We start from the raw sequence: 23,058 nt of genomic DNA, 5'->3' as shown, positions 1-23,058 counted from the left end.
AGCGTCACGTGTTCATTTGTGTTTTCAGGCGTACGACGATGGCATTCACCGCCTCTTCACGATCATCGAAATGAACGTTCTCCCCTTTACTGATCTGCAGCGTTTCGTGGCCTTTGCCGGCCAAAATCACGACATCGTTTTCGCTTGCATTGTTGATCGCATGTTCGATTGCGCTGCGCCGGTTCGCAATGAGAACGCAATTGCGGGCCTGCGCACCGACACCACCGAAGACTTCATTTAAGATCGTCTGGCTGTCTTCATCGCGTGGGTTGTCGTCGGTGATCACCACCCGGTCAGCAATTTCAGCGGCAATCTTGCCCATTTGCGGGCGCTTGCCGCGGTCTCGGTCTCCGCCGCAACCGAACACCACCCAAAGCTGCCCATTTCGTGTCACGGCGATATCCTTGGCCGTTCTCAACACATTTTCGAGGCCGTCCGGCGTGTGGGCGTAATCGACCAAAACCATAAAGGGCTGCCCCTGTACGACCGGTTCCATGCGCCCCCTTGGCGCCAAGCAGGCGGACAGGGTTTTGCGCGTAAAACTCTCACCAATGCCGATGTAGCGCAGGGCGCTGACAGCAGCCTGAATGTTGAGGTAATTGAAATCGCCCAACAGTTGGGGTTCGAAATCTATGCTCTCATCACGAAAATCCGCGGGGTAAATTTTGTGTGCCAGACCTTGGCGCATGAAATCCATTTTGACTTTTTCGTAATGCGCAAAAGTCTTGTGATAATCAAGGTGGTCTTGGGTGATGTTGGTGAGAATTTTGACATCGAAATCGATCCCAAGAATGCGGCCCTGATCGATCCCTTCCGACGTCACCTCCATCACGAAGTGGGTGCCGCCTTGATCCAGGTGATCGGTCATAAAACGGGCGGTGTCCAGTTTTTCAGGAGTGGAAAGGTCGCGATTTCCCGAGTTGTAGGTTCCCAACACAAATGGATTGTGACCGGCGGCTTTCAGTACTTCGCCAAGCAGGTATGAGACCGTCGTTTTTCCGTTCGTCCCCGTCACGCCGATAACACACAGATCCTCGGACGGATGACCGTACCCAGGAGGTGAAATGTCCAGCGGCAAAGCATCATCGATCAACGCATCATTGGCGTGAAATACACCCATTGAATATCCTTTTGTGTGAATATCGATTGGCGGATCGCTGAATATACTGATCCGCAAACACCCGTTGAGACCGTGGAGGCACACGCGTGCACCCCACGATTGCTTAGGTCATAGATTGAGTGGCGAACATCATGGCGCTTGCGCTTGCGAAATCAAAAACAAGCAGCCACCCACCTTCCGTGTCGGCGATCAAACCAAACGGATTGGTGGAGACGACGCAGGACACAGCCCTACGCGCCGGAACTAGATGTTTCGCTTAGGACTTGGAAGCCGGGGAGCTTTCGCTTGGCGCCGCATCAGGTTTCACAGTCGGCTGATCATTTGCCGGTGCGTCTTTGGGCTTATCGGCGGACTTGTCTTTGGCAGGGGTGTTTTGTGCGGTAGAGAATGACTTGAATGACATTTTGCATGCCTTTCGGTGCTGCCCGCAATGATTTGCTGACTTTGCGAATATAGTAATAATTCAAATATTTTTCAAGGTTATCGAAAATTTTATTTTTAAATTATTAACTAATTAATTTTCACATTAATATTTTTACACAAATTACATTTGATTGTATTTTTACTCTTCACATGAACCACGTCATTCACGCGTCTCATGGGCTGTGCGGGGATGGCCCAAATGCAGGACCGGCATCAAGTCGAAATAAGGCCGAATGGTCGGCGAGGTCGAAGCCGCGAAATCGCAAAACGGACCGTCGAAGAAAACTCGGCCTTGGTGCAGCATCACAGTGCGCGGCTCCAACCGATTGAGCAGATCCTTATCGTGGGTGATGATGATGGTGGTGCGTTTTCGCGCCACATCCAACTCATGCGTTTCCAAAATCAAATCTTGGATTTGAGCAGCACTGGTGGGATCGAGCCCGGTGGTCGGTTCGTCATAAAAAATTGCATCGGGACTCATCGACAAGGCGCGCGCTACCGCCAGACGTTTGGCCATGCCGCCCGATAAGCTGTTCACATCGGTATCCAGAAAATCGTCGCTATCGTCCAGCGCCACCGCTTTCAACACCCGTTTGGCGATGGGCACGATGTCTTCGTCTTCCATGTGACGGATTTCGTGAAGCCACAATTGAATGTTGTCGAACACCGTACCTGAAAACAGCGCGTTCATTTGAAACACCACGCCCCAATGGGTATGCAGCGCATCCAACTGCGCAGGCGTCAGCCGCGACACATCGACCAACGGCGATCCTTCGCGTTCGTGATCGGCGACCTGCACCACGCCTTGGTCCGGTTCCAACTGACCGAGAATATGATTGAGCAACACCGTCTTGCCGCAGCCCGACCCGCCGACGAACGCCACCATTTCGCCGCGCTTGATCTCGATATCCACCCCACTCAGAACCCGGTGTTCCCCGAACGCCTTGTGCAAGCCTTCAATCCGAATTTCGATGTCGCTATTCATATGATGAGCGTACACGGTGAAAACAGGATTTGTGCAGAAAAAAAGAGGAAAAGAATACGGACCAGATGACCTGTAAGCCGGGTTCTGTCCCCCCTCAACTGAGGGATGGATGGCCATTCATCTGGGACGCCTGTTGCCAGACGCCTCGCGCGATACACCCGAACGGCGGCGCACAAACACGCGTGAGGCCCTAAGCCTCTGGCCGTCCTTCTCGATCTTGCACCCGGTGGGGTTTACCGTGCCGTCCCTGTTGCCAGGGACGCGGTGCGCTCTTACCGCACCCTTTCACCCTTACCTGAGCAAGCTCAGGCGGTTTGCTTTCTGTGGCACTTTCCCTAGGGTCGCCCCCGCCGGCCATTAACCGGCACCGTGTTTGTGTGGAGCCCGGACTTTCCTCCCCCGCGCGAACGCGAGGGCGGCCATCCAGTCATCTGGTCCGCCGGAAACTTACTCCCTTACGCCATTTCGAGCAACGCCTTCAAAATGCCGACGGTTTCCGGATCGGCCTCGCCGCTGACGAGAGCTGGGCGGAAATGGCGCTGAAACGCAGCCAGCGCGGCGCCCAGGTCGGTGATATCGTAACCAAACGCAGCCAGCATGATCGCAACGTCAACGTTGGTCGCCTTGGTTGGTTGAGCGTCGTCCACCCACAAACCGATGCCATGCGCGGCGAGACGCTGCCAGTCGAACAATTCACCGGGATCTTGCTTGCGACGAGGAGCGACATCCGAATGCCCCACCACATTGTGCGGGGGAATGGGATGACGCTTGAGGATCGCGCCCGCCAGCGCCTCCAACGCCGTCATCTGGGCCTCGGGAAAGGCGCGGTAGCCAAACTCATGTCCGGGGTTGACCAATTCGATCCCGACCGAGCGGCCGTTGACGTCCATCGCCCCGCGCCACCACGCGACCCCTGCGTGCCAGGCGCGCTTGTCTTCGTCGACCAGACGATAAACCGTACCGTCTTCGTCGATCAGGTAATGGGCACTAACCTGCGCGTCGCCGTCGCACAGACGTTCCAGCGCCACCTGACAGGTTTGCATGCCGGTGTAATGCAGAACCAGCATGTCGATCGGGATCGCCAAAGGACGATCGTTGAAATTGGGCGAAACGGTGAGGGTGCTCATGACATCTGCTTATTTAAAGCCGCGGGTCTTCTTGATCTTGTCATAGGCGGCATTGATGGCGGCCATTTTCTCATTCGCCAAATCAATGAATTCCTGCGGCAAGCCTTGGGCCATCAGCTTGTCGGGGTGGTTTTCATGAATCAGCTTGCGGTACGCTGCCTTGATTTCCTGATCGCTTGCATCCGCATTGATGCCCAAAATCTCGTAGGGATCGGCTTGGCCGCTGGGCGCGTGGGTGGCGGTGATGCGCTCGAACGTGTGCCGATCGAAACCGAAAATATCGGACACGCGCTTAAGGTACTCCAGCTCAGCCGGGTGCACCACGCCATCGGCCTTGGCGATGTGAAACAGCCCGCCCAACAGCTCTTCGAGAACGGCAGGCTCATGCGGAAACAGATTTGCGACCTGTTGCGCGTAAAGCTCAAAGCCCGCTGTCGAGGTCTTGGCGCGATCGAAAACCTTGGCAACGTTGTTCACCTCTTCCGGTGGGATATGGAACAACTGCTTGAACGCCTGGACTTCGTCGCGTGTCACTTGGCCGTCGGCCTTGGCCATTTTCGCGCCCAGCGCAATCACCGCCAAGGTGAAGGCGACTTGGCGTTGTTCTTCGCGCGACACCCGCCCCAGGGCGGGACTTCCGCCGCCATGGGCCTTGTCGATGGCGTGCCCCGCCACCGCACCCAACAATGCGCCCAACGGCCCGCCGATGGCGAAACCGGCAACCCCGCCAATCACTTTTCCCCAAATGCTCATCGATCTTTATCCATCACTACAACGCCCAGCCCTTTCCCCATCTTTTTTCCATGGCCCCAGGGTACCTCAGTCGCGCCTCGCTGCAAGTCCTGACATGACCTGAAATCCAAAAAGGTGACGGTGTGACGAGCGTCATATTCGATTTTCCGCAATGCCTGTAATTTCAACGTAACACTAAACATTTAGATGAGTGTCTTGAACAGCTTTGAGGAGCCTCACCATGATGAGCGCTTTTGATATCCCGAAAAACCTGGTGGCCCTGTTGGGCGCATTGGCGCTGGCCGCCTTGTTCGCGACGGCAAATCCCGCACAAGCTGAAGAAACCACGGACCAGAGCAGCGCCGCAAGCGCCACGACGTCCGCCCCCACCACGGCTCATCATATCGAACAGAACACGCTCAGAAAGCTGTTGAGCGCGCCCCATTTGAGCCGCGAAGAGCATCTGCAGCTGCTGATCGAATTGAACGAACTCAACGAAGAAGTCGCTTAAGCCCCACCGTCTGCATGCGCCGTCGGCTAGCGATTGCGGGCACTGAGGCGTTCGCGCAGACGGTCCAGCAACGCCCCGTCGATACCGCCACCCCCCATGCTTTCCACACCACGAAATGCAACGATCGCATCATAGGTGCGCTCACCGTCGATGCCGTCGGCGTATCCCGGCTCATAGCCCAAACGCGCCAAGGCGTATTGGACGAACCGAACCGTGGCGCGGTCGACCGTATCGGTCGGGCGCATCTCCTTGACCCAGGCTTGCGCCTGCTGCACGGCCTGTTCAACGGCAGCCGCATTCAAGCGCCCCTTTAAGCTGTCGATCGCTCCGGCGTCATCGGATGTCCCGTTCGCTTGCGCGATCAACAACCACGTCAAGGCTTCGCGTCGTTGCGCAGACCCCGCCACCCCGGCCGCCATGGCGGCGCCCAAGGCATGCTGAGCTTTCGCTGACCCGGCGCGGGCGGCGCGCTCAAACCACATCATCCCCCATTCCGGCTCTTTGGCCGTACCGCGCCCGTTGAAGTAGGCGTCGCCCAGTTCATATTGCGCGCCGACATGGTCCATGGCCGCCGCCATCGAATGCCATTCCACCGCCCGCTTGAGATCGGATTGCATCAGCCCCATTTGGTACGCCGCAGCGCCATAGCCTTGCAGCGCCGCGCGTTCGAACCATTGTCCCGCCGCTTGGGGGTCCGATTCGGCCAGCGTCAGGCCCAAGTCATACTGCGCGCCGACATCGCCGGATTCTGCCCACGCCTGTAAGGCTGCCTGGGATGAGGACAACGCAGCCCCCCGCTCAACCAAATTGGCTTCAACAGATTGATTTTCCTGAGCTTTCTGAACATTCGCCGTGTCGCCCGATCCTGCACATCCGCTAAGCAGAACCGCGACCCCAGTCGCAACGGCGCTCACCAACATCCGAGTCCGCCCATTCGTCACAGCGCTCAACGCCATACTTCGCCCCTTATATTCGTCGAGAGAAATGTCCATTTGTCTTTATATTGTCGCTATTTAAGCAGATTTAGCCCTGTTTTGCCCAGAGAACTTCTGCGCGATCTTTTATACGCCGTCAATTGTCGCTCAGTCTTAAGTGTGATAGACAGTTATCGCAAGAGGTTGAAGCGTATAGCAACAACCGCGATGAATAAGAGTGCACCCCGTGAAGCGACCCGCGAAACCCATGAAACGTATTATTCCGCTAATGGCGATGTGCGCCCATCTCGGCGCGGGCATTGGCGCTTATGGCGTTGCGGTATCCCCAGCGATCGCACAACCGATCGAAAATGAGCTGAAGTACCTCATCGACAGCCATCCGAAAATTCGCGAGTCGGAAAAGACTTTGGAATCGCGCCGCGCGTCCATTGCGGAAGCCGAGGCCGGGTATTACCCATCCGTCAGCGTCACCGGCGAAATTGGCCCCGAAGTCATCGACAGCCCCACCACCCGCAACCGCGGTGAGCGCGACCCCAGCCGCGCCGTGATCAACACGGTCAATTTGACCGTTATTCAAAATTTGTTCGACGGCTACAGCACCACATCTTTGGTGCGCGCCGCCGAGATCAACCGCGAAGTCGCGCAAATGTCTTTGGAAGGCACCCGCCAAAGCACCCTGTTCGAAGGCGTGCGGGCGTATATCGACGTGTTGCGGCAGCGCCGCCTGGTCGAGATCGCACGGGAAAACGAACGCACCATTTTGCGCCAACTCAATCTCGAAGACGAACGCGTGCGGCGCGGTTCCGGCGTAACCCAGGACGTGCTACAAGCCAAATCGCGCCTGCAAATCGCCAAGGAGCGCCGCGTCGGCTACGAAGGGGCGCTGGCCAACGCCATCAGCACCTACGAACAAGTGTTCGGCCATGCCCCGGCGTTGGCGAGCATGATCGACCCGTCCCCGCCGGCCGAGGTCATTCCCAGTTCGTTGGAACGGGTGACGGAAATCGCCTTGATCGAAAACCCGGCGCTTGTCGGACAAGGGGCGACAGTGGAATTGGCCCGCGAGCAACGCCGCGGCGCGGACAGCGAACTGTACCCCACCCTCGATCTGCAAGGCAGCGCCAACTACGAAAAGAAACTGGGCGGTGTCATGGGCATCCGGCGCGATTACGGCGCCAAGCTATCGGCGCGCTGGGATCTGTTCAACGGCGGATCGAGCCGCGCGCGGCAAAACATCACCAATTTCGATTATCAGGCCTCGATGGACAACTACGACTACGTCACAACCAAAATCATCGAGCAAACGCGCCTGTCGTGGCAATCCCTGGTCACCGCGCGCAAACGCAAAGAACTGCTCGGCAACGCGGTCAACATCGCGGCCGAAGTGTTCGAAGGCCGCCGCAAGCTGCGCGATGCCGGTAAGGAAACGGTGATTAACGTCTTGGACGCGGAAAACGAACTGAACAACACCCAGATCAACTACACCACGGCAACCTACGACGAACGCGTCGCGATTTATCAGTTGCTGTTGTCCATGGGCCGTCTCAAACCCGATTACATGATTTCCCAGCGCTAAGTCGATTACCCTGAGCGATTATTTCTCGCGGCGGACCAGCGACACCTGATCTGAAATCCGGTCGGATGGATGCAGCACCACCGCCTCGCCCGCACTTAGCCCACCGAGCACTTCAGCCTCGCGGCCATTCATATGACCGACCTCCAGGCGCGCCAAGCGGGCTTTGCCGTTTTCCATCACGAACACGCCCCAACCGCCCTCAACCCGAAACAGGGCTGACATCGGCGCTTTCAAGACCCCCTCACCGTGCCATGCATTGATGCCGACCTCGACACGAAACCCGTGGCCCAAGGCGGCCGGCAGCGCAGCGGGATCGGCGAAATCGATGATCACGTCGACGCGCTGTTCTTCGATACCGAGCACCGAAACCTTGGTGTAACCGAACGGTTCGATCCGACGCACGATGCCCTTGAGCGGCTGTCCGCCCCAATTTTCGATCACCACTTCGGCACCTTCGCGTATGCGCGCGGCGTCGCTGGTCAGCACATCGACCACGACTTCCAAATGACGCGGATTGCCAAGTTCCATCAACGCCTCACCAGCGCCGACCACGCCTGCGCTTTCGTGCAGAACGCGCAACACTTGTCCGTCGATGGGCGCGGCAATGGCGACGCAGCACTGCCCATCTGCGCCGTCGGAAGTCGGGGTCAGCAGCCGGGCGCGGGCAGTTTGCAATTCATGTTCGCGAACCTTTCGTGTGGCTTCAGCGCTTTTCACTTCAGCCGCACGGGTGGCGGCCTCTAATTTAGCCACATCCAAAGCGCGTTGGGAAATGGTGCCGTTTTGACTGAGCTTGCGGGCACGGTAAAGCTCGGCGCGGGCAAAGCCCAACTCGGCGCGGGCCCGCTCGACATCGGCGGACGCCAAAGCCAAGGTTTCTTCGGCGGCTTGGGCGGTGGCTTCGGCCTCGGCGCGGGTGCGGCTGTCGAGAATGGTGGGATCAGCGGGCTCGATCACCGCCAAGCGGGTCTGGCCCGCCACCACCGGGTCGCCGGCCTCGGCCTCGATACGCATCAGCCGGCCTGCGACGGGGGCGGAAATGGCGTAGATGTCTTTCACCCGCGTCCGCCCCTCGCCTTCGACGCGTACGGTCATGGGGCCGACCTCTACGGTCGAGACGTCGACCGGCACCGCGTTCGGCACGAACGCCCAGGCCAAAAACGCCGCCACCAGGACGGAAATCACGCCCCAGAATATATAGCGTCCAAAACTGACGGGTCTGCCATGTGCCATGAATCTCACATCCTTTTAGATCACTCGCGCGTTTTCAGCGCTTGCACCATATCCAGTTTGCCGATTTGGCGGAACGTGGCAAGGCCGGACCCCAGCGCCGCCATCACCACCACCAACGCGGAGAAGCCATATGTCTGCTTACTGACTTCCAGCGGAATGCGATACAAATCGGTATCCAACGACAGCGTCCACATCCACGCCAACCCATAACCGAACCCACACCCCAGCGGCAACGCCACCACGGTCAAGATCGCCAATTCGCCTAACAAGATGAACGACACCTCGCCCAAGGTGAAACCGAGCACACGCAGGCTTGCCAATTCCCGCGACCGTTCCGACAGCGAGATGCGCGCGGCGTTGTAGACCACGCCGACTGCGATCACGCCCGCGAACATCACGTTGAAAAAGGTGATCAGCAAAATGTTTTCGGCCATGGTGTCGCGAAAACTTTGCAACGTGGTGCTCTTGATCGCCATCCCCGCGATGCCGGGTGTGTTCTTGACCGCACGGTAGAAGTCTTTTTCATGGTTTTCGTCCAATTTGACATACGCCCCGCTGAGCCGTCCTTGTTCACGCATGACGTCACCCAAATACGCGAAATCCATAAACGCGGGACTGCCCAGCATGGTCTGCGAAACTTGCACAACGGGCAGTTCCAAGATGGGACGGCGGCCTTCGGTAACTTGCGCGATGATGGTATCGCCGACGCCTGCCCCCAGCATTTCGGACAACTTCGTCGACAGCACCAATCCGCTTTCCGGCACCATCACCGGTTCATAATTTTCATCGAGAATACGGCTAAGCCGCGCCCCTTGGACCAAACCGGTAAGGCTCTCGCGACGTTCCGCTCCTTGAAAATAGAGCTTCGCCGATACCGCACGAAACGGTTCGGCGGCAAGCACGCCCGGCATCGACTTTATGTTTTCCAGGGCGCGCGGCTCACGGGCTTCCATAAAGCTGACCGTCACGTCCTGACGTTCGGCTCTTTCGAAGTTGATCTCGATCAGCTTTTCCATGGCATCCATGAAAAACATCGATCCGACCAGCACCGCCACCGCCGCCGCATTGCCCAAGACGGTCAAACTGGTGCGCGCGGGCCAGCGCACCATGTGGCGCACGATCATCCGAGACGGCTGGGAAAACCGTTTGAACCAAATCTCGAACCGCGAACGATGATACGTGGTCGGCGGCGGCGGCACCATGGCTTCCGCCGGCGGCAACAACGCGGCACGGCGCACCGCGCCCCAGGTACCGAGCAAGGCGGCCGCAAGACTGATGCCCCCCGCGATGGCGAACACCGACGCGGAAAAATGAAAGTGCAAAAACGGGAAGTGGAAAAAGTCTTGATACACTCCGGCCAAACCGCGCCCCAGCCACACACCGCCCATAAAGCCAAACGCCACCCCAACCGCGGTGATTGCCACCACCAGTTTGAGGTAATGCATCCCTACCGACACTGTCGTATAGCCGAAGGCCTTTAGCAGCCCGATTTCTTCGCGTTCGGTTTCGATCCAACGACTGATCACGACGTTGAGCAAAAACGCCGCGATGGCGAGGAAGATCGGCGGCACGATCTCGGCGGTGTTGCGCAACTGGTTCAACTCGCCCTCGACATACCAGTCCGACAATTGTCGGGATCGACCATATGCCCCCACGCCGCCATAAGGCTCCAGAACGCGGTCCAGGCCCGATTTCACGGCTTCCAATTCGGCGCCCGGATCCATTGACACGATCACATCGTTGAACGCCCCCTTCATATCGAAGGCCGCTTCCAATGCCGGACGCGACATCCACAACACACCGAAGCGCTTGTTGTCGGGCATCATTGCGCCGGGCTGAATCGCGTATATGTATTCCGCCGACAGCACCACTCCGGCGATGGTTAGGCTGCGTTTTCGCCCGTTGACGATTGCTGTGACCGTATCGCCGGGGGTGAGCGCGTTCGCATCGACGAAGGCTTGGCTTACCAACACCTCATCCGATTTACCCGGCGCCAGCCAACGTCCAGCCGACAAATGCAAGCGGTTGAGACGCGGCGTTTCGCCGACCGAATACGAAAGAATTTCACCTTGCGCCGGTTCATCCATATCCGGCATATCCAACGTCACGCGTTCCTTGATGCGGGTTTCGACAAAGCGCACGCCGGGCACGGTTTCCAGTCGCGTGGACAGGGCGTTGGGCGCGCGTTTCAAGGACGCGAACACGTCGGCGAAACCATAGCGTTCGTAATATGCCGCGCGCGTCTCGAACAGGGACTTGAGCATGCCTTCGCTCATCACGAACATCGCCACGCCCGCGCCAATCACCAACGCAATGGCCAGCGCCTGCGCCCACATGCTGCCCAAGTCGCGCACCACTTTTTTGTCGAGCACCGAAAGTCCCATCACCATGACAGTTCTCCCGGCTGTTTCTTGGCGGTGTTTTCGCGGATCTCTTGAACGCGTCCATCGCCGATCACGATCACCCGGTCCGCCATGTCGGCGATCACCGCGTTGTGGGTGATCACGGCGGTGGTAGTACCCAGTTCGCGGTTGGTTTGGGCGATGGCTTCCAAAACCAAAATGCCGGTTTTGGAATCCAGCGCGCCGGTCGGTTCATCACACATCAAAATTCCGGGGCGCTTGGCGATGGCCCGGGCGATGGCGACGCGCTGCTGCTCGCCGCCCGAAAGCTCGGCCGGAAAATGGTCCATGCGCTGCCCCAGCCCCACCAGGGTCAAGGCTTCGTCGGCGGTCATCGGGTTGGGTGCGATTTCGGTCACCAACTCGACGTTTTCACGCGCGGTTAGGCTTGCCACCAAATTGTAAAACTGAAACACGAAACCAACGTGGTCGCGGCGATAGAGAGTCAAATCGGCATCGCTCAATTGAGCCAAATCTTGGTCTTGGAACCGGACCGAACCGGTGGTCGGACGGTCGAGACCGCCGAGAATATTCAGCAGCGTCGACTTGCCGCTGCCGCTGGGCCCCAGCAACACCACCAACTCGCCCTCGAACAGATCGAAATCGACACGGCGCAACGCCGGGACTTCCAGCTCGCCGGTGTGGTAGATTTTGGAAAGCCCCCTGGCTTGCAAGGCAGACTTTCGAAGTGGCGCTTGATCGCTCAACGCTGGCCCCCGACACGCAACAATAAGTTACATACTTACAATAGCATATATCATGTGATTGCGGGAAAAAGTGACAGCAACAGAAGTCCCGCCATGAACCAATTGAATGCTCGCAAGCGTCCCGGCGTGTGCAAAAACCGGCCGATGACGGTACCGAAAAAAGTCCAAATGCTGGTGCTGGGGATGGTCCACAACAAAAAGATCAGCGACATGAGCAAAACTTCGCCCAACAAATCGCCGCCCACCGTGGTGAACGTCGCCACCGCCCCCACGGCAACCGCCCAGGCCTTGGGGTTGACCCATTGAAACGCGGCGGCTTGCAAAAAGGTGAACGGCTTGGACTGCGCACCACCTTCCTTGACATGGCCGGCATTGGCGATCTTCCAGGCGAGGAAAATCAAGTAGGCGACGCTGACGTATTTCAGGACCTGATGGATTTGCGGATTGCTTTCGAACACCCGCCCCAGCCCCAGGCCGACAGCCAAGTTCATCACCGCGAATCCCACCGCGATGCCGAGCATGTGGGGGATGGTGCGGCGGAAGCCGAAATTGACCCCGCTGGCGGTGATCATCACATTGTTGGGTCCCGGCGACGACAGCGACGCCGCTGCGAACAACATAACCGGCACGACCAAATCAAGTAGCGCCATGCACAAACGTCCTTATGCTCGTCAATCGATTTCCGATACGCTATCACTGTAATCAGAATTCTACCGGGCACAAGTTACAAGGACGCGACCATGACCTCCCACCCCACGCCTTCCGGAAACTTAGGGCTGATCGGCTGCGGCCTGATGGGCCACGGCATCGCCAAAAACCTTCTGCGCGCGGGCCATGCCGTGACGATCTTGGATCATCCCGGCAACCAGCCGTGCGATGATTTGGCGGCGCTTGGCGCCGGGTTCAGCACGGACCTCGGCGACATCACCCGCGCCAAGGACGCGGTGCTGGTGGTCTTACCCGGATCGCCCGAGGTCGAGACGGTGGTTCTGGGCGACGGCGGCTTGCTGCAGCATTTGGAACGCGGCACCTTGCTCATCGACGCGACCACCGCCGAACCCGAAGAAACCCTGAAAATCGCCGCCGCCGTGCAGGCTCACGGCTGCGCATACGTCGATGCCCCCATGACCCGCACCCCCAAGGAAGCCGAAGAAGGCCGCCTCAACGTGTTGCTGGGCGGTGCGCACAGTGATGTGGCGCGGGCGCGCGTCTATATCGAAGCCTACGCCGAAAATATCTACCACGGCGGGGGCGTGTCGGCGGGGCATCGCTTGAAGCTGCTACACAACTTCGTGTCCCTCGGCCAAGCCGTGGTGGTGTCCGAAGCGGTCGCGGCGGCGGACAAAGGCGGCGTCGATCTGAATGTGCTCACCGAAGTCCTGGCCACCGGCGGCGCGGGCGGCGTAGCGCTTGAACGGCTGCGCCCCTACATCGAACAGCGCGACACGTCGTCGTTTCGTTTTGCGATCCGCAACGCCGCCAAGGATCTGGACTACTACACCCGCATGGCTGTGGCGCTCGACGCCCAACACGAAGCTGCCCAGGCGGTGCACCATGTGCTGACCCGTGCGCTGGAACGCGCGGGCGTTGAAGCCGTGATGCCCCAGTTGATCGACATCCTCGGCGATAAAAAAGACGCTTAGGACTTGCCCAGAACAAACGGCAGCATGCGCGCCAAGGTTCCGTCGCGCTTGACGAACTGATGCCACAACGCCGCCAGGATGTGCACCGCGAAGACCGTGATCACCGCATGGGCCAAGATGACGTGCACATCCTGAAGCCGTGTGCTCAGCGGCATGTCGACTGTCGTCCAGGGGTCTAAAAAGTCCATGGCGAAAAAGCCTACAGCCTGGCCACCGGCGAGCAAAGTCATCACGCCGGTGATCGTCAATGCCATCGGCAACGCGTAAAGCGTGAGCACCACCAGCTTGTGCACGACGATCAAAAGCTTGTTTTGGTTCAGCTCATCGGGGCTGGTCTGGCTGATACGCCATGCGGCCCGGATGACGAAAAGCCCCACCACCATAATGCTCAACGAGACATGCCAATACATCACCGCCGCCCGATCGGCATTCTCCGTGCCAACAAGGGCTTCGCCGCTCAGATACGTTGCAATCATCACCGCGGCCACCGCCCAGTGCAAAATTTGGCTGATCAATCCATAACGCTGACTGTTGTCTTTGAGCAGATTCATGACGGCGGTCCGTTCCCTTGTGGATGGCGATTGGGACTTAGACATGCCTTTTTGGGCAGCGCCGCGCCTCATCCAAACAGGGGATATTTTTTATCGCGATATATGAAATTATTTTGCATGACCGTTTCTTAGCGGTCGCAAACCTGAACGAAATTTCTCTATGTTTTCAATACGGTTAAAGGATTTCCAACAGCCGACATGAATATTCTATTCAGCTAATATTCAGGTCCAGTTCAGTGATCGTTCAGTCACGCCGTGGCAATATGGCTTCAACGATCGGGAACACACAGACAAAGAACCCGATCACCCCGAGAAGATATCCAGGCAGGAGACGAAACATGAAAGTCCGCACCCCCGAACAGATCGAAAAAATGCGCATCGCCTTCGGCTCCGCCGCCATCGTGTTCGCCGTCGGCTTGACCTCCATCGCGGTCACCGTGCTGGGCTTGGCGCAGATGGCCTAATCCCCCCTTTAAAACAAAAAAGCAGAAGGTTTCCTCCCAACCTCTGACAACTCGAAAACGACCGCCCCTCCCGGCAACAACTCTCCTCCCAAGTTTTGCCAGGGCCCTCCCTAAAGCCCTTGAACAGGACGAACGTTTTCAAAACATGTGAAGCGCCTCTCCCCGGCCATTGCGCCGGGGATTTTTTCGCGTGATGTGCGGAACTCAGTCGCCGGAAACCACGCGTTGACGCTGTTCGCCCAAGCCCTGAACGCCGAGGCGCATTTCGTCGCCGGGTTTGAGAAACTGCTGCGGCGTCATGCCCATGCCCACGCCGGGCGGTGTGCCGGTGCAAATCACATCGCCCGGATGCAAGGTGAAGAACCCCGACAGATAACTGATGATGTGGGCCACGGAAAAAATCATGGTGCGCGAATTGCCGGTTTGGCGGCGCTCGCCATTGACATCGAGCCATAAGTCCAACGCTTGAGGATCCGCCACCTCGTCGCGCGTCACCAGCCACGGACCGATCGGACCGAAGGTGTCACAGGACTTGCCCTTGACCCAATGGCCGGTGTTTTCCAATTGAAAGGCACGTTCGGAAATGTCGTTGACCACGCAATAGCCTGCGACGTGATTCAGCGCTTCGTCCACACCGACGTATTTGGCGGCGGTGCCAATGACGACCCCCAACTCGACCTCCCAATCGGTTTTGATCGAACCGCGCGGCAGCACGACATCGTCGTTGGGCCCGTTGATACAACTGGTGTACTTGGTGAACAACACCGGCTCGGACGGCGCCGCCATGCCGGTTTCCTTGGCATGGTCGGAAAAATTCAGGCCGATGGCCATAAACTTGCCGACCCTCGCCACGCACGGACCGATCCGCACATCGCCGTCAACCCGCGGCAAGTCGGCGACGTTCAAGGCCGCCAGCTTGGCCAAGCCGTCATTGCCGAGCGTGTCGCCCGAAAGATCGTTCACATGGGCCGACAGATCGCGGATGTTGCCATCCCCGTCCAACAAACCCGGTTTTTCCTGACCGCGCGGGCCGTAGCGTAAAAGTTTCATAATTCCTCAATGCCCCGCCGCGCGGCCCTCTGTCAACAACGTCGAAAACCTTTCGAAGCGCAAAGCGAGCTTCTATACTGAGCCCAATTCTAGTTGAGGAACTTGGTTGATGCCCAATCCACCGATCGCAGGAATCGTCTATGAACGCGGCGCGCCGATCCGCACCGTGATGAAAGCCTTCGTCGACGCGCTACGTGCCGATGGCGTCAAGGTGCGTGGCATTTTGCAGGAATCACCTGAAGACCTGGACCCCGCCGCGGCCGGGTGCGGCGTCGATGCCATCGACATCGACAGCGGCGACCACGTTCCCCTGGTGCGGCCCACGCAATACGAATTGGACAACAACATCTGTTCCATGAACGTCGCGAAGCTGGCCGAAGCGTCGATGATTCTGCGCCGTGCCCTGGAAGAACATGCCGAGATCGTGGTGGTGGAAAAATTCGGCAAACACGAAAAAGATGGCGGCGGATTATCCGACGACTTGATGGCGGTGATGGCCGAAAACATCCCCACCGTGGTTTCTGTGCCCGAAAACGAGTTGGAATCCTGGCAACGTTTTACCGGCGGTCTGGGCGCACAGCTGCCATGCGATTTGGACCAGATTCTTGCGTGGTGGCAGAGCCTCAAAAGCTAAATACCCGGCTTTTCGCGACAAACTATATTTCCCCCAAAAGATGGCGTTCCGCCGTCGAAACTACACCGTTGCAACCCTGCAGGTTCATTACGATTTTCTAAAATTCGTCTGCGCTAATGTGCGCCCTTGGGGTATACTTTCAGGCATAAATGATCCAAACGATTCTGAGGCTAGGATGACTTCGAGCGAACCGCATCCCCGGTGTTTAGACGACACCTTCCGCCTATCCGTTTACGAAGCCGGACACACCATCACGGCATATCTTTTAAATCAAAAAATCGTTTCCGTGCGCATGCGGCCGCGCCCGCCGATGACCATCGCGGAAAAGAAATTCATCAGCCACAGTTGGGATTCCTTTATGGACATCCTGGAAAACCGCGCACTGGAACTGTTTGGCGGCCAGATTGCCGAACAGTTGATTTGCGGCAGCACTTCGTGCTGTTCCGGCGACATTTCGCGCATTGATGAAATCTCACGCATCTTGGCGGGCCTGTCGGTCGAAGACGTTGTCGACAGCGAAGAAATTCTGTTCGAATTGGAAGACCGCGCCAAAGACATGTTCGCCCCCGATTACGTGCGCGCGGCGATCATACCGGTGGCCGAATATCTCAGCGAACAAGAAAAGTCCGGTCATATGGAAGTGGGCGGCAAAGAAATTACCAAGATCATCGAGAGCTTCATCCCTCGCCCGCCCAAAGAAAAAGGCGGGTTGCTCAAGCTGTTGAATCTCGCCTGAGACCCGTTCGCCTGAAACCCCGCCTTTTCGGCAAAGTCGAAATCGCTGTTCCGCTTATCGCCCCATGTTCCAGAAATAGGACATGGGCGACGAGAACATATTCGACGTGCGACCGACGTCATGCGACATGCGCGCCATCGACGAATTCATGTTCGCGGTCGAACCGGTCATGATCGCCATGTTATGCGACATCGCCGCCAATTGCCCATCCATGTTTTGCACCGATGCTTGGATGGTCGCGATGTTGGTCGACATCGCGCTGACGTCCTGAACCATGACCTTTTGCACTTCGGTCATGGTGTGGATATCCGTTCCCATCCTGACGATCGTGTTCGTCATGGTATCGATCCGGTTGGCGATCCCCCACATCAAATATGTGAAAACACTCATCACCACCACGATGCCGCTGATGCCCGCCACGATGTAGCGGCTGTTGTTCACTCTTCTATACACGTCCCAATCCCGTTCTTGTTATCGTTATGACCTGTGTTCACCGCGGGTTTACGCCTGCGGCCACACCGGCCAGGGTCATTCGGCAGATGACCGGCTTGGCTGCTCAGCAGGTTCCGAGGGGAAAATCTGCTGTGCCGGATCTGCAACCAGAGCCGTCTCGATCTGCGCGTCTTCGTTGTTCACCACAATGTCCGGGCTTTCCGTCAAACTTTCAACACTTGGGGTTTTGCGTCCCGACGGATCCGTGTGCAGGTCGTTGAGACGTTGGATATGCCCTTCGATCGCACCGAGCACGTCGCCGACCATCCGGCGGGTGCCCTTACCCCACCCCGTAACACCGCTGGAAAAAGCGCTGCGCCACGCCCGGGTGTTTTTCAAGAAGGCGTTGCGCATATTCAATTCGTAATCGCCGTAGACCGCTGGCAATTTGGCCGCGATGAACTTGGCGGCCAGCTTGCGCACGGTGTAGTGCCATGACAACGCAACCACGCCGAACGCGGCGGCGATGGCGATCAAGCTCAGCACGTAGCCCTTCACCGCGTCGAACGCGGACACAAAGGGCTCGACGCCGAAAAGCTGCACCAAGGCGAACGCCAGCCCCAGCGCCACCACCAGTCCGAAAACGTCGCCGCCGAGCACCAGCTTGCGCCATTTTTCGACCGCCGTTTCGATCACCGCGATGTTGTCTGTTTCAATGGAACGCGCCACGTCTTCGAGCGAACTGACCACCCGATAGCCGCGCTCGATCTCGACCTCGTCCATGCGACGGGAGATTTCGCGCATGTCTTCGTCGCGCTTGCGCTGATAACGTTCGCGCAACGCCGGATCCGCGATGGGCACGGCGGCGTCTTCGTTGTAGATGCACAAGAACCGTCCGCTCACCAAGCCGGTCTGCGCCAGCGCGCGTTGCCACGCGGCGACGACCTCTTCGGGATTGTCTTCGCGCGCGGTGGTGTCGATCTGGTTCAAGATATAGACGAACTTGGTCGCGTCCGCGCGACCCGACGCCTTGGCCACCAAGTGCTTCAAGGTATCCTGCATCGCGCCCGGCTCGGGATGGCGGGCATCGAAAAAGATCAGCACCAAATCGGAAATGTCGATGATGTGTTCGGTCAAACGCAGGGTCGAACGACGTTGATCGTCGGCGTCGAAGCCCGGGCTGTCGATCAAGGTGCGGCCCTTGAGCATTTCGGAATCGGCCGTTTTGAGCTGCAAATAGGTATCGATCCGCCGCCCTTCGCCTTCGGCGACTTTTTCGATTTCGCCGCCGATGCCAAAAAACGGAAAGCGCGGATCGTTGTTCAGTGCGGTGCCTGGAAGGGTGCGCGAGCTTTCATGGTGCGAATAACAAATCACCGTGAACTTATCGTCCACCGCCTGATTGCCGGTGCGCTGCAGGGTCTTGCCCAAGGTGTGATTGATGAAGGTCGACTTGCCGGACGAAAACGTCCCCAACACGCTGATCAGCGGCCACCAGGTGATTCGGGTGGCGAGGGATTCATCGTCCTTCAACAGCCCCAAACGATACAGAACCTTGTCGAGCTTGCGATAGGTCGGCAACACCTGAACCAGATCCGGATGCTCCTCTTGCAGGTGCGCTTCCAGATTGTTCAAACGCTCCGTCAGGTTTGCGTTCGGGCGGCTAAACAGCATTAATTTCACTCCTTCGTTCGAGCGTTAGAAGTCGCCCTTTGCGCCGCGATCCAATACATCCAGCATGATTTCCTTGACCTTGATGGCTTCCGCTTTCAAATCCGGCGGCAGCGGTTTACCGCCGTAGATCATCGGATCCATGTTCAAGGTGTAGATCCACAATCGACCCTCTTTATCTTCCACCAACGACAACCGGCACGGCAGGTAGGCTGCGAAGGCATCGGAATAATCGAGCATCTGCGCCGCGGTCAAGGCATTGCAGAACATGTAGATCTTCACGAAGCGATAAGGCTTACCGCTCATCGCCTCGACTTGTTTGTAAAGCGGCAGTTCGCCGACATTTTTGATGTTGTGCTCGTTGGCGACGAACTTGATGGTTTCGTCCACTTCGTCGACGCTCAGGCTTTCATTGACCTGCGCGCGCCACACGGTCGCTTCCGCTGCGTTCCCGGTCTCGAGAACTTGGCGGAACATCGACACATATGTATCCAACGCCTTTGCATCGAATTCGGCGAACCGGTTCTTCACCTCCCATACGTAGGGCGATACAACGACCCCGGCCAAGACGGCCAGAACGCCGATGATCGCGAAGAGATTTCGAACCGTACCCATCATTCAGCTCCTTAATTGGCAGCGTTGTTTTCAGTCGGCGCAGGCATCGGCATCGGTGCGGGCGCAGGTGCATTGGCTTGGCGTTCCGCCGCAGCTTTAGCCATAGCAGCGGCGTGCGCTTCGCGCAATTTTCCGCGCAAGTCATTGGCCTTTTCGGGGTCGAGACGGAACAACACACCCAACACCGAACCGGCGGTCCAGGGCTTGTCGCCGTTCAACAGGCGCAGGCCGGTCTGATAATACATCTCGGCGGCATCTTCATAACGGCGCTGCATGAAATAGAGGTTTCCCAACTCGCCGGTCACGTCGGCATCTTCGCTGGTTGCGGCCAAGGCTTTATAGAGTTCCTCGGCCTTGGCGAAATCGCGCTGCCAATAGGCGGAGCGCGCCGCCGACCACTGTTCCATGACCGCCGGATCGATGTTGGCGTTGGCCGCATCGGCAGGCGACTGCATCGGCGCCCGCTTCGCCATTTCGGCGCGTTGCGCTTGGGCGCGCTCATAAGCTGCCTTGGCGCGTTCCTGAGCCTCGGCTTGCGCCTGTTGGCGCGCCTTTTCTCGGGCTTCGATCCATTCGGCCTGGGCTTTGGCTTGAGCTTGTTGGCGCGCCTGATACTCGGCCATCGCCTTTTCACGCACCTGCTGCGCTTGCGCTTGTGCGTCGGCAGGAGTTTTCGGTGCCGCGGCCTGAGCCTCGGCCATTTGAGTTTGCATCTTTTGCGCTTGTTCCTGCGCTTTTTTGGCCTGTTCGGCAGCTTGAGCCTGAGCCTGCTCATACGCGGCTTTCTGGCGCGCCACGGCCTCTTCTTGGCGGGCTTGGGCTTCGGCTTGAGCCTTCTTCATGCTGGCTTCGGCAGCGGCCTGCGCGTCACGCGCGGCTTCCTGCGCCTTCAAGGCTTCGGCTTGAGCTTTTTCGTAGGCTTCCTTGCGCTTGGCTTCGGCTTCCGCCTGCATCTGTTGCGCTTTGGCCTGAGCTACCTCGAACGCCGCCTTGTTTTTCGCCGCCATTTCTTCGGGGCTCATGGGTTTGGCGGTGGTGGCCGAAGCAACCGAAGCCGACGGAGCAGCTGGGGCTACCGGGGCCACTGCGGCTTCGGCAGGTACGGCTTGCTCGGCTTCCGGAGCCGGAGCGGTGGTCGGGGCCGGGGTCGGTGCGGGAGCAGCCGTCAAATGCGTCGGCATCTGCGCCACCGCCGGAGCCTGCTCAGGTGTGGCGGCAGGCTCTTCCGCTTCCGCGGCTGCCGGTGCGGCGGGTGTTGTCGCCTCGGTGCTCGCGACTTCACTCGTTTCCGAGTCCATGACGCCAAGCTGTACGAGCTCACGTTTGATTTCGTCTTGATACACCAGTCCGGCGACGACCAGAACGGTGACGAATACGATGACCAAATGGTTCATGATCCAACGAATAACAGGCATGCCTACTCTCCAGTTATGACTTCCGCGCTTTAGCGATAAAGCGTCTCGGCCAGTGCATTAAGTTCAAGCGCCGCTTTGCCGCGGGGCTCCAATTCGAAAACGCCCAGCCCTTCGCTGAAGGACCGGCGAAACGCCATGCGTTGCGATAAACATTGATCCAAGACCGCAAGGCCGGGGATCTGCTTCAAGACCTCTTGAGTCTCGGCATTTTCGGTCGCCGCCGGGTGGGTGTCGGCGCGATTGATGAAACACAGGACTTCGGGTTTCTTGGCGCTGGCGCGGGTGCTTTCCTCGATGATGGCGAGGAACTGCTGGGTCGCCCACACGTCGGCCTGAGACGGCGTCACCGGAATCAACACCCGATCCGCACGTCCCAGTGCGGTGCGCGCCGACGCCATATCCGACAAACCGATGTCGACCAAGACGTTCTCGCTGCCTTTTTTCGGAATCGTGCCGAACACCGAAACCGTGGGCTCGTAACCTTCCTCGACGCGTACATCGATGGCGTCACGCAACGTGTTCTGCGGATCGAGATCGCACAGCACCACGGGATGGTCCGCATTGGCGAGCCACAGGGCCAGGTTGAACACCACAGTGCTCTTGCCGGTCCCCCCCTTTAGATTTCCCACCACTGTAATCATAAAAATCGTCCCTTAAGTTCTCGTGTTATTTGGCAACGATCATTTGGTCGGCGTTTTCGGCGCTTCGATGCGCTGATAACCGGCCGGCACATCGAACCATCCGGCGGCGCTGGCCGAAATCTTCAGGCCGCGCAGTTCACGCGATAGGCCCATGGCCGGGTTTTCTTCCTTGACGATGATGCCGATGTCCGTATCCACCAGTTGATAGGCGGTGGTAACCTTGCCGCTGGGGTCGGCAAGGGACATGTCCCAACGCTCCACCTGACGGCCTTCGAAATCGACGTTCCCGGACATGGTCAACTGCATGATCCGACCGTCGGGAAATTCCTGGCGCACGATCATGTTGCGCTGCGGTTCCCACCACAACATCGACGAGGTGTTGGTCGGCGCATGGTGCTGTTGCCACTGCTCGACATCGAACGCGCCGAATTTCGCATCGGCGATCTTTTTGCACGTAAGCCCGTCGATTTGCGGACACGGGCTGGTGTCGCCGCCAACCTGCGTCGGTGCATCCGCCGGTGCCTGAATTTCCATATAGAGTTTATCTTGGGGGAACAGGATGCGCATGATCTTCTGCTCGGGCAGAATGATTTTGACCATTTCCCGGCCGCGCTCGACATATTCGAAACGAGTATCGTCGCCAGCAACGAAAATAGTGCCGCTTTGAACCTGCTGATCCTTAAAGGTCTGCACTGCGGTTGCGGAAAAAGGCTTTTTGCTACCTGCGACGGCCTCGCCTGTTGCGCCCGCAAAAACGGCGGCACTGAGAACTGCGGCTGAAATCGTCATTGAAATGCGCATAGCAAGGTCCGTTCCTGAAACGTGTTATTGCTCTTAACGAATGGATCTTAAGGTCTGAAACAACTTACACTCGGTGGTGGCTAGGAAGCCCCGCCCGAAGGCGGTGCTTCCCATCCAACCGATTGGCCTTAGTTGGCCGGAGCAGCCGGTGCAGCCGGTGCAGCCGGTGCGCCCGGTGCACCATAGGGTGCGCCATAGGGTGCGCCGTAAGGAGCACCATAAGGAGCACCATAAGGAGCGCCGTAGCCGTAAGGTGCGCCGTAGCCGTACGGGCCGTAGCCGTTGTAGCCGTTCCAGCCGTTGTAGCCGTTGTAGCCGTTGTACATGTTGCTGTTGCCATTACCACGGCCGCTGAAGCTCATGGAGAAATCGCCGGAGCCATCGCCCCAACCGTTGCCCCAGCCGTTGTTGTTGTTGTTCCAGCCGTTGTTGCCCCAGCCGTTGTTACCCCAGGGGCCCCAGCCCCAAGCAGCTGCATCGCTTGCAGCCATGGAACCAACAACAGCAACACCGGCAACAGCCAGAACTTTCATCATTTTGGTCGCGTTCATATCCAGTACTCCTTGTGCTTTACTTTTTAGCCCCCTAATTCGAAGACGGATGCAGGAGAGGGGATGCTCCAAAACCCGCATCGGGTAAAAAACCCGTAAACTC

Annotated in this window: 24 protein-coding genes and 1 other RNA gene; 6 read left to right on the top strand and 19 right to left on the bottom strand. The window is 58.2% G+C overall.

The annotated features are described in order from the left end of the window. Positions 1–4: 4 nt before the first annotated feature. The 5 genes from VIN96_RS05710 to VIN96_RS05690 all read right to left on the bottom strand — a co-directional run bounded on the left by VIN96_RS05710 (position 5) and on the right by VIN96_RS05690 (position 4,408). Positions 5–1,120 carry a UDP-N-acetylmuramoyl-L-alanyl-D-glutamate--2,6-diaminopimelate ligase gene (locus VIN96_RS05710; RefSeq protein WP_331894569.1) on the bottom strand — a complete coding sequence of 372 codons (1,116 nt, stop codon included), beginning with the start codon at positions 1,118–1,120 and terminating at the stop codon, positions 5–7. 583 nt (positions 1,121–1,703) lie between these two features. After that, a complete protein-coding gene (locus tag VIN96_RS05705) occupies positions 1,704–2,528 on the bottom strand; it encodes an ABC transporter ATP-binding protein (protein WP_331894568.1) in 825 nt (274 codons plus the stop codon). A gap of 57 nt (positions 2,529–2,585) precedes the next feature. Further along, an RNA gene (gene rnpB / locus VIN96_RS05700) (RNase P RNA component class A) lies at positions 2,586–2,963 on the bottom strand. A 20-nt stretch (positions 2,964–2,983) separates the two neighbouring features. Beyond that, positions 2,984–3,655, bottom strand: a complete 672-nt coding sequence (locus tag VIN96_RS05695; RefSeq protein WP_331894567.1) for an N-acetylmuramoyl-L-alanine amidase — start codon at positions 3,653–3,655, stop codon at positions 2,984–2,986. Between the two features lie 9 nt (positions 3,656–3,664). Then, positions 3,665–4,408 (bottom strand): TerB family tellurite resistance protein, encoded by a 744-nt coding sequence (locus VIN96_RS05690; protein ID WP_331894565.1) that lies wholly within the window; start codon positions 4,406–4,408, stop codon positions 3,665–3,667. A gap of 220 nt (positions 4,409–4,628) precedes the next feature. Here VIN96_RS05690 and VIN96_RS05685 point away from each other — a divergent pair, with 220 nt between their 5' ends. Then, complete coding sequence (locus tag VIN96_RS05685; RefSeq protein WP_331894563.1) at positions 4,629–4,898, top strand: hypothetical protein; 270 nt, start codon at positions 4,629–4,631, stop codon at positions 4,896–4,898. A gap of 26 nt (positions 4,899–4,924) precedes the next feature. Here the strand turns inward: VIN96_RS05685 and VIN96_RS05680 are convergent, their stop codons facing one another. After that, on the bottom strand, positions 4,925–5,854 hold the full coding sequence (locus tag VIN96_RS05680) for a peptidoglycan-binding protein (RefSeq protein WP_331894562.1): 930 nt from the start codon (positions 5,852–5,854) through the stop codon (positions 4,925–4,927). 226 nt (positions 5,855–6,080) lie between these two features. On the opposite strand from VIN96_RS05680, the gene VIN96_RS05675 reads away from it, so the two are divergent. Further along, positions 6,081–7,409 (top strand): TolC family outer membrane protein, encoded by a 1,329-nt coding sequence (locus VIN96_RS05675; protein ID WP_331894560.1) that lies wholly within the window; start codon positions 6,081–6,083, stop codon positions 7,407–7,409. An 18-nt stretch (positions 7,410–7,427) separates the two neighbouring features. Here VIN96_RS05675 and VIN96_RS05670 read toward each other — a convergent pair whose 3' ends face one another. From VIN96_RS05670 to VIN96_RS05655, 4 genes are read right to left on the bottom strand one after another with little or no spacing between them, the layout of a single operon-like run. Further along, positions 7,428–8,642 (bottom strand): efflux RND transporter periplasmic adaptor subunit, encoded by a 1,215-nt coding sequence (locus VIN96_RS05670; protein WP_331894558.1) that lies wholly within the window; start codon positions 8,640–8,642, stop codon positions 7,428–7,430. 20 nt (positions 8,643–8,662) lie between these two features. Further along, positions 8,663–11,032 carry an ABC transporter permease gene (locus VIN96_RS05665; RefSeq protein WP_331894556.1) on the bottom strand — a complete coding sequence of 790 codons (2,370 nt, stop codon included), beginning with the start codon at positions 11,030–11,032 and terminating at the stop codon, positions 8,663–8,665. Further along, a complete protein-coding gene (locus VIN96_RS05660; protein WP_331894555.1) occupies positions 11,026–11,751 on the bottom strand; it encodes an ABC transporter ATP-binding protein in 726 nt (241 codons plus the stop codon). The genes VIN96_RS05665 and VIN96_RS05660 overlap by 7 nt, the downstream gene beginning before the upstream one ends. Before the next feature lie 50 nt (positions 11,752–11,801). Continuing rightward, positions 11,802–12,401 (bottom strand): LysE family translocator, encoded by a 600-nt coding sequence (locus VIN96_RS05655; RefSeq protein WP_331894553.1) that lies wholly within the window; start codon positions 12,399–12,401, stop codon positions 11,802–11,804. Positions 12,402–12,491: 90 nt separating this feature from the next. On the opposite strand from VIN96_RS05655, the gene VIN96_RS05650 reads away from it, so the two are divergent. Next, positions 12,492–13,394 (top strand): NAD(P)-dependent oxidoreductase, encoded by a 903-nt coding sequence (locus VIN96_RS05650; RefSeq protein ID WP_331894552.1) that lies wholly within the window; start codon positions 12,492–12,494, stop codon positions 13,392–13,394. On the opposite strand, the gene VIN96_RS05645 is transcribed toward VIN96_RS05650, so the two are convergent. Beyond that, positions 13,391–13,945 (bottom strand): cytochrome b, encoded by a 555-nt coding sequence (locus VIN96_RS05645; RefSeq protein WP_331894550.1) that lies wholly within the window; start codon positions 13,943–13,945, stop codon positions 13,391–13,393. The two genes, VIN96_RS05650 and VIN96_RS05645, sit on opposite strands and share 4 nt — an antisense overlap. Before the next feature lie 338 nt (positions 13,946–14,283). Between VIN96_RS05645 and VIN96_RS05640 the strand changes: the two genes are divergently transcribed. Next, positions 14,284–14,409, top strand: a complete 126-nt coding sequence (locus VIN96_RS05640; RefSeq protein ID WP_331894549.1) for a hypothetical protein — start codon at positions 14,284–14,286, stop codon at positions 14,407–14,409. A 204-nt stretch (positions 14,410–14,613) separates the two neighbouring features. Here the strand turns inward: VIN96_RS05640 and VIN96_RS05635 are convergent, their stop codons facing one another. Then, positions 14,614–15,459 carry a fumarylacetoacetate hydrolase family protein gene (locus VIN96_RS05635; protein WP_331894548.1) on the bottom strand — a complete coding sequence of 282 codons (846 nt, stop codon included), beginning with the start codon at positions 15,457–15,459 and terminating at the stop codon, positions 14,614–14,616. A gap of 109 nt (positions 15,460–15,568) precedes the next feature. On the opposite strand from VIN96_RS05635, the gene VIN96_RS05630 reads away from it, so the two are divergent. Continuing rightward, positions 15,569–16,093 carry a DUF2478 domain-containing protein gene (locus VIN96_RS05630; RefSeq protein ID WP_331894547.1) on the top strand — a complete coding sequence of 175 codons (525 nt, stop codon included), beginning with the start codon at positions 15,569–15,571 and terminating at the stop codon, positions 16,091–16,093. Between the two features lie 175 nt (positions 16,094–16,268). After that, positions 16,269–16,829, top strand: coding sequence for a hypothetical protein (locus tag VIN96_RS05625; protein WP_331894545.1), 561 nt, complete (start codon positions 16,269–16,271; stop codon positions 16,827–16,829). Positions 16,830–16,883: 54 nt separating this feature from the next. Here the strand turns inward: VIN96_RS05625 and VIN96_RS05620 are convergent, their stop codons facing one another. The 7 genes from VIN96_RS05620 to VIN96_RS05590 form a co-directional block, all read right to left on the bottom strand. Beyond that, entirely contained in the window at positions 16,884–17,270 is a 387-nt protein-coding gene (locus VIN96_RS05620; RefSeq protein ID WP_331894544.1) for a hypothetical protein, read from the bottom strand. 87 nt (positions 17,271–17,357) lie between these two features. Next, positions 17,358–18,935 carry a dynamin family protein gene (locus VIN96_RS05615; RefSeq protein WP_331894542.1) on the bottom strand — a complete coding sequence of 526 codons (1,578 nt, stop codon included), beginning with the start codon at positions 18,933–18,935 and terminating at the stop codon, positions 17,358–17,360. Between the two features lie 24 nt (positions 18,936–18,959). After that, complete coding sequence (locus tag VIN96_RS05610) at positions 18,960–19,550, bottom strand: DUF302 domain-containing protein (protein ID WP_331894540.1); 591 nt, start codon at positions 19,548–19,550, stop codon at positions 18,960–18,962. 8 nt (positions 19,551–19,558) lie between these two features. Beyond that, positions 19,559–20,962 (bottom strand): hypothetical protein, encoded by a 1,404-nt coding sequence (locus VIN96_RS05605; RefSeq protein ID WP_331894539.1) that lies wholly within the window; start codon positions 20,960–20,962, stop codon positions 19,559–19,561. 29 nt (positions 20,963–20,991) lie between these two features. Next, complete coding sequence (locus VIN96_RS05600) at positions 20,992–21,603, bottom strand: AAA family ATPase (protein WP_331894537.1); 612 nt, start codon at positions 21,601–21,603, stop codon at positions 20,992–20,994. 39 nt (positions 21,604–21,642) lie between these two features. Next, positions 21,643–22,404, bottom strand: a complete 762-nt coding sequence (locus VIN96_RS05595) for a hypothetical protein (protein ID WP_331894536.1) — start codon at positions 22,402–22,404, stop codon at positions 21,643–21,645. 128 nt (positions 22,405–22,532) lie between these two features. Then, a complete protein-coding gene (locus VIN96_RS05590) occupies positions 22,533–22,955 on the bottom strand; it encodes a sulfur globule family protein (RefSeq protein WP_331894535.1) in 423 nt (140 codons plus the stop codon). Positions 22,956–23,058: the final 103 nt, after the last annotated feature.

The sequence above is a fragment of the Magnetovibrio sp. genome, from assembly GCF_036568125.1.
In the GTDB taxonomy this organism is placed as follows: domain Bacteria; phylum Pseudomonadota; class Alphaproteobacteria; order Rhodospirillales; family Magnetovibrionaceae; genus Magnetovibrio.
This window is presented reverse-complemented; position numbering and strand designations above follow the sequence as displayed.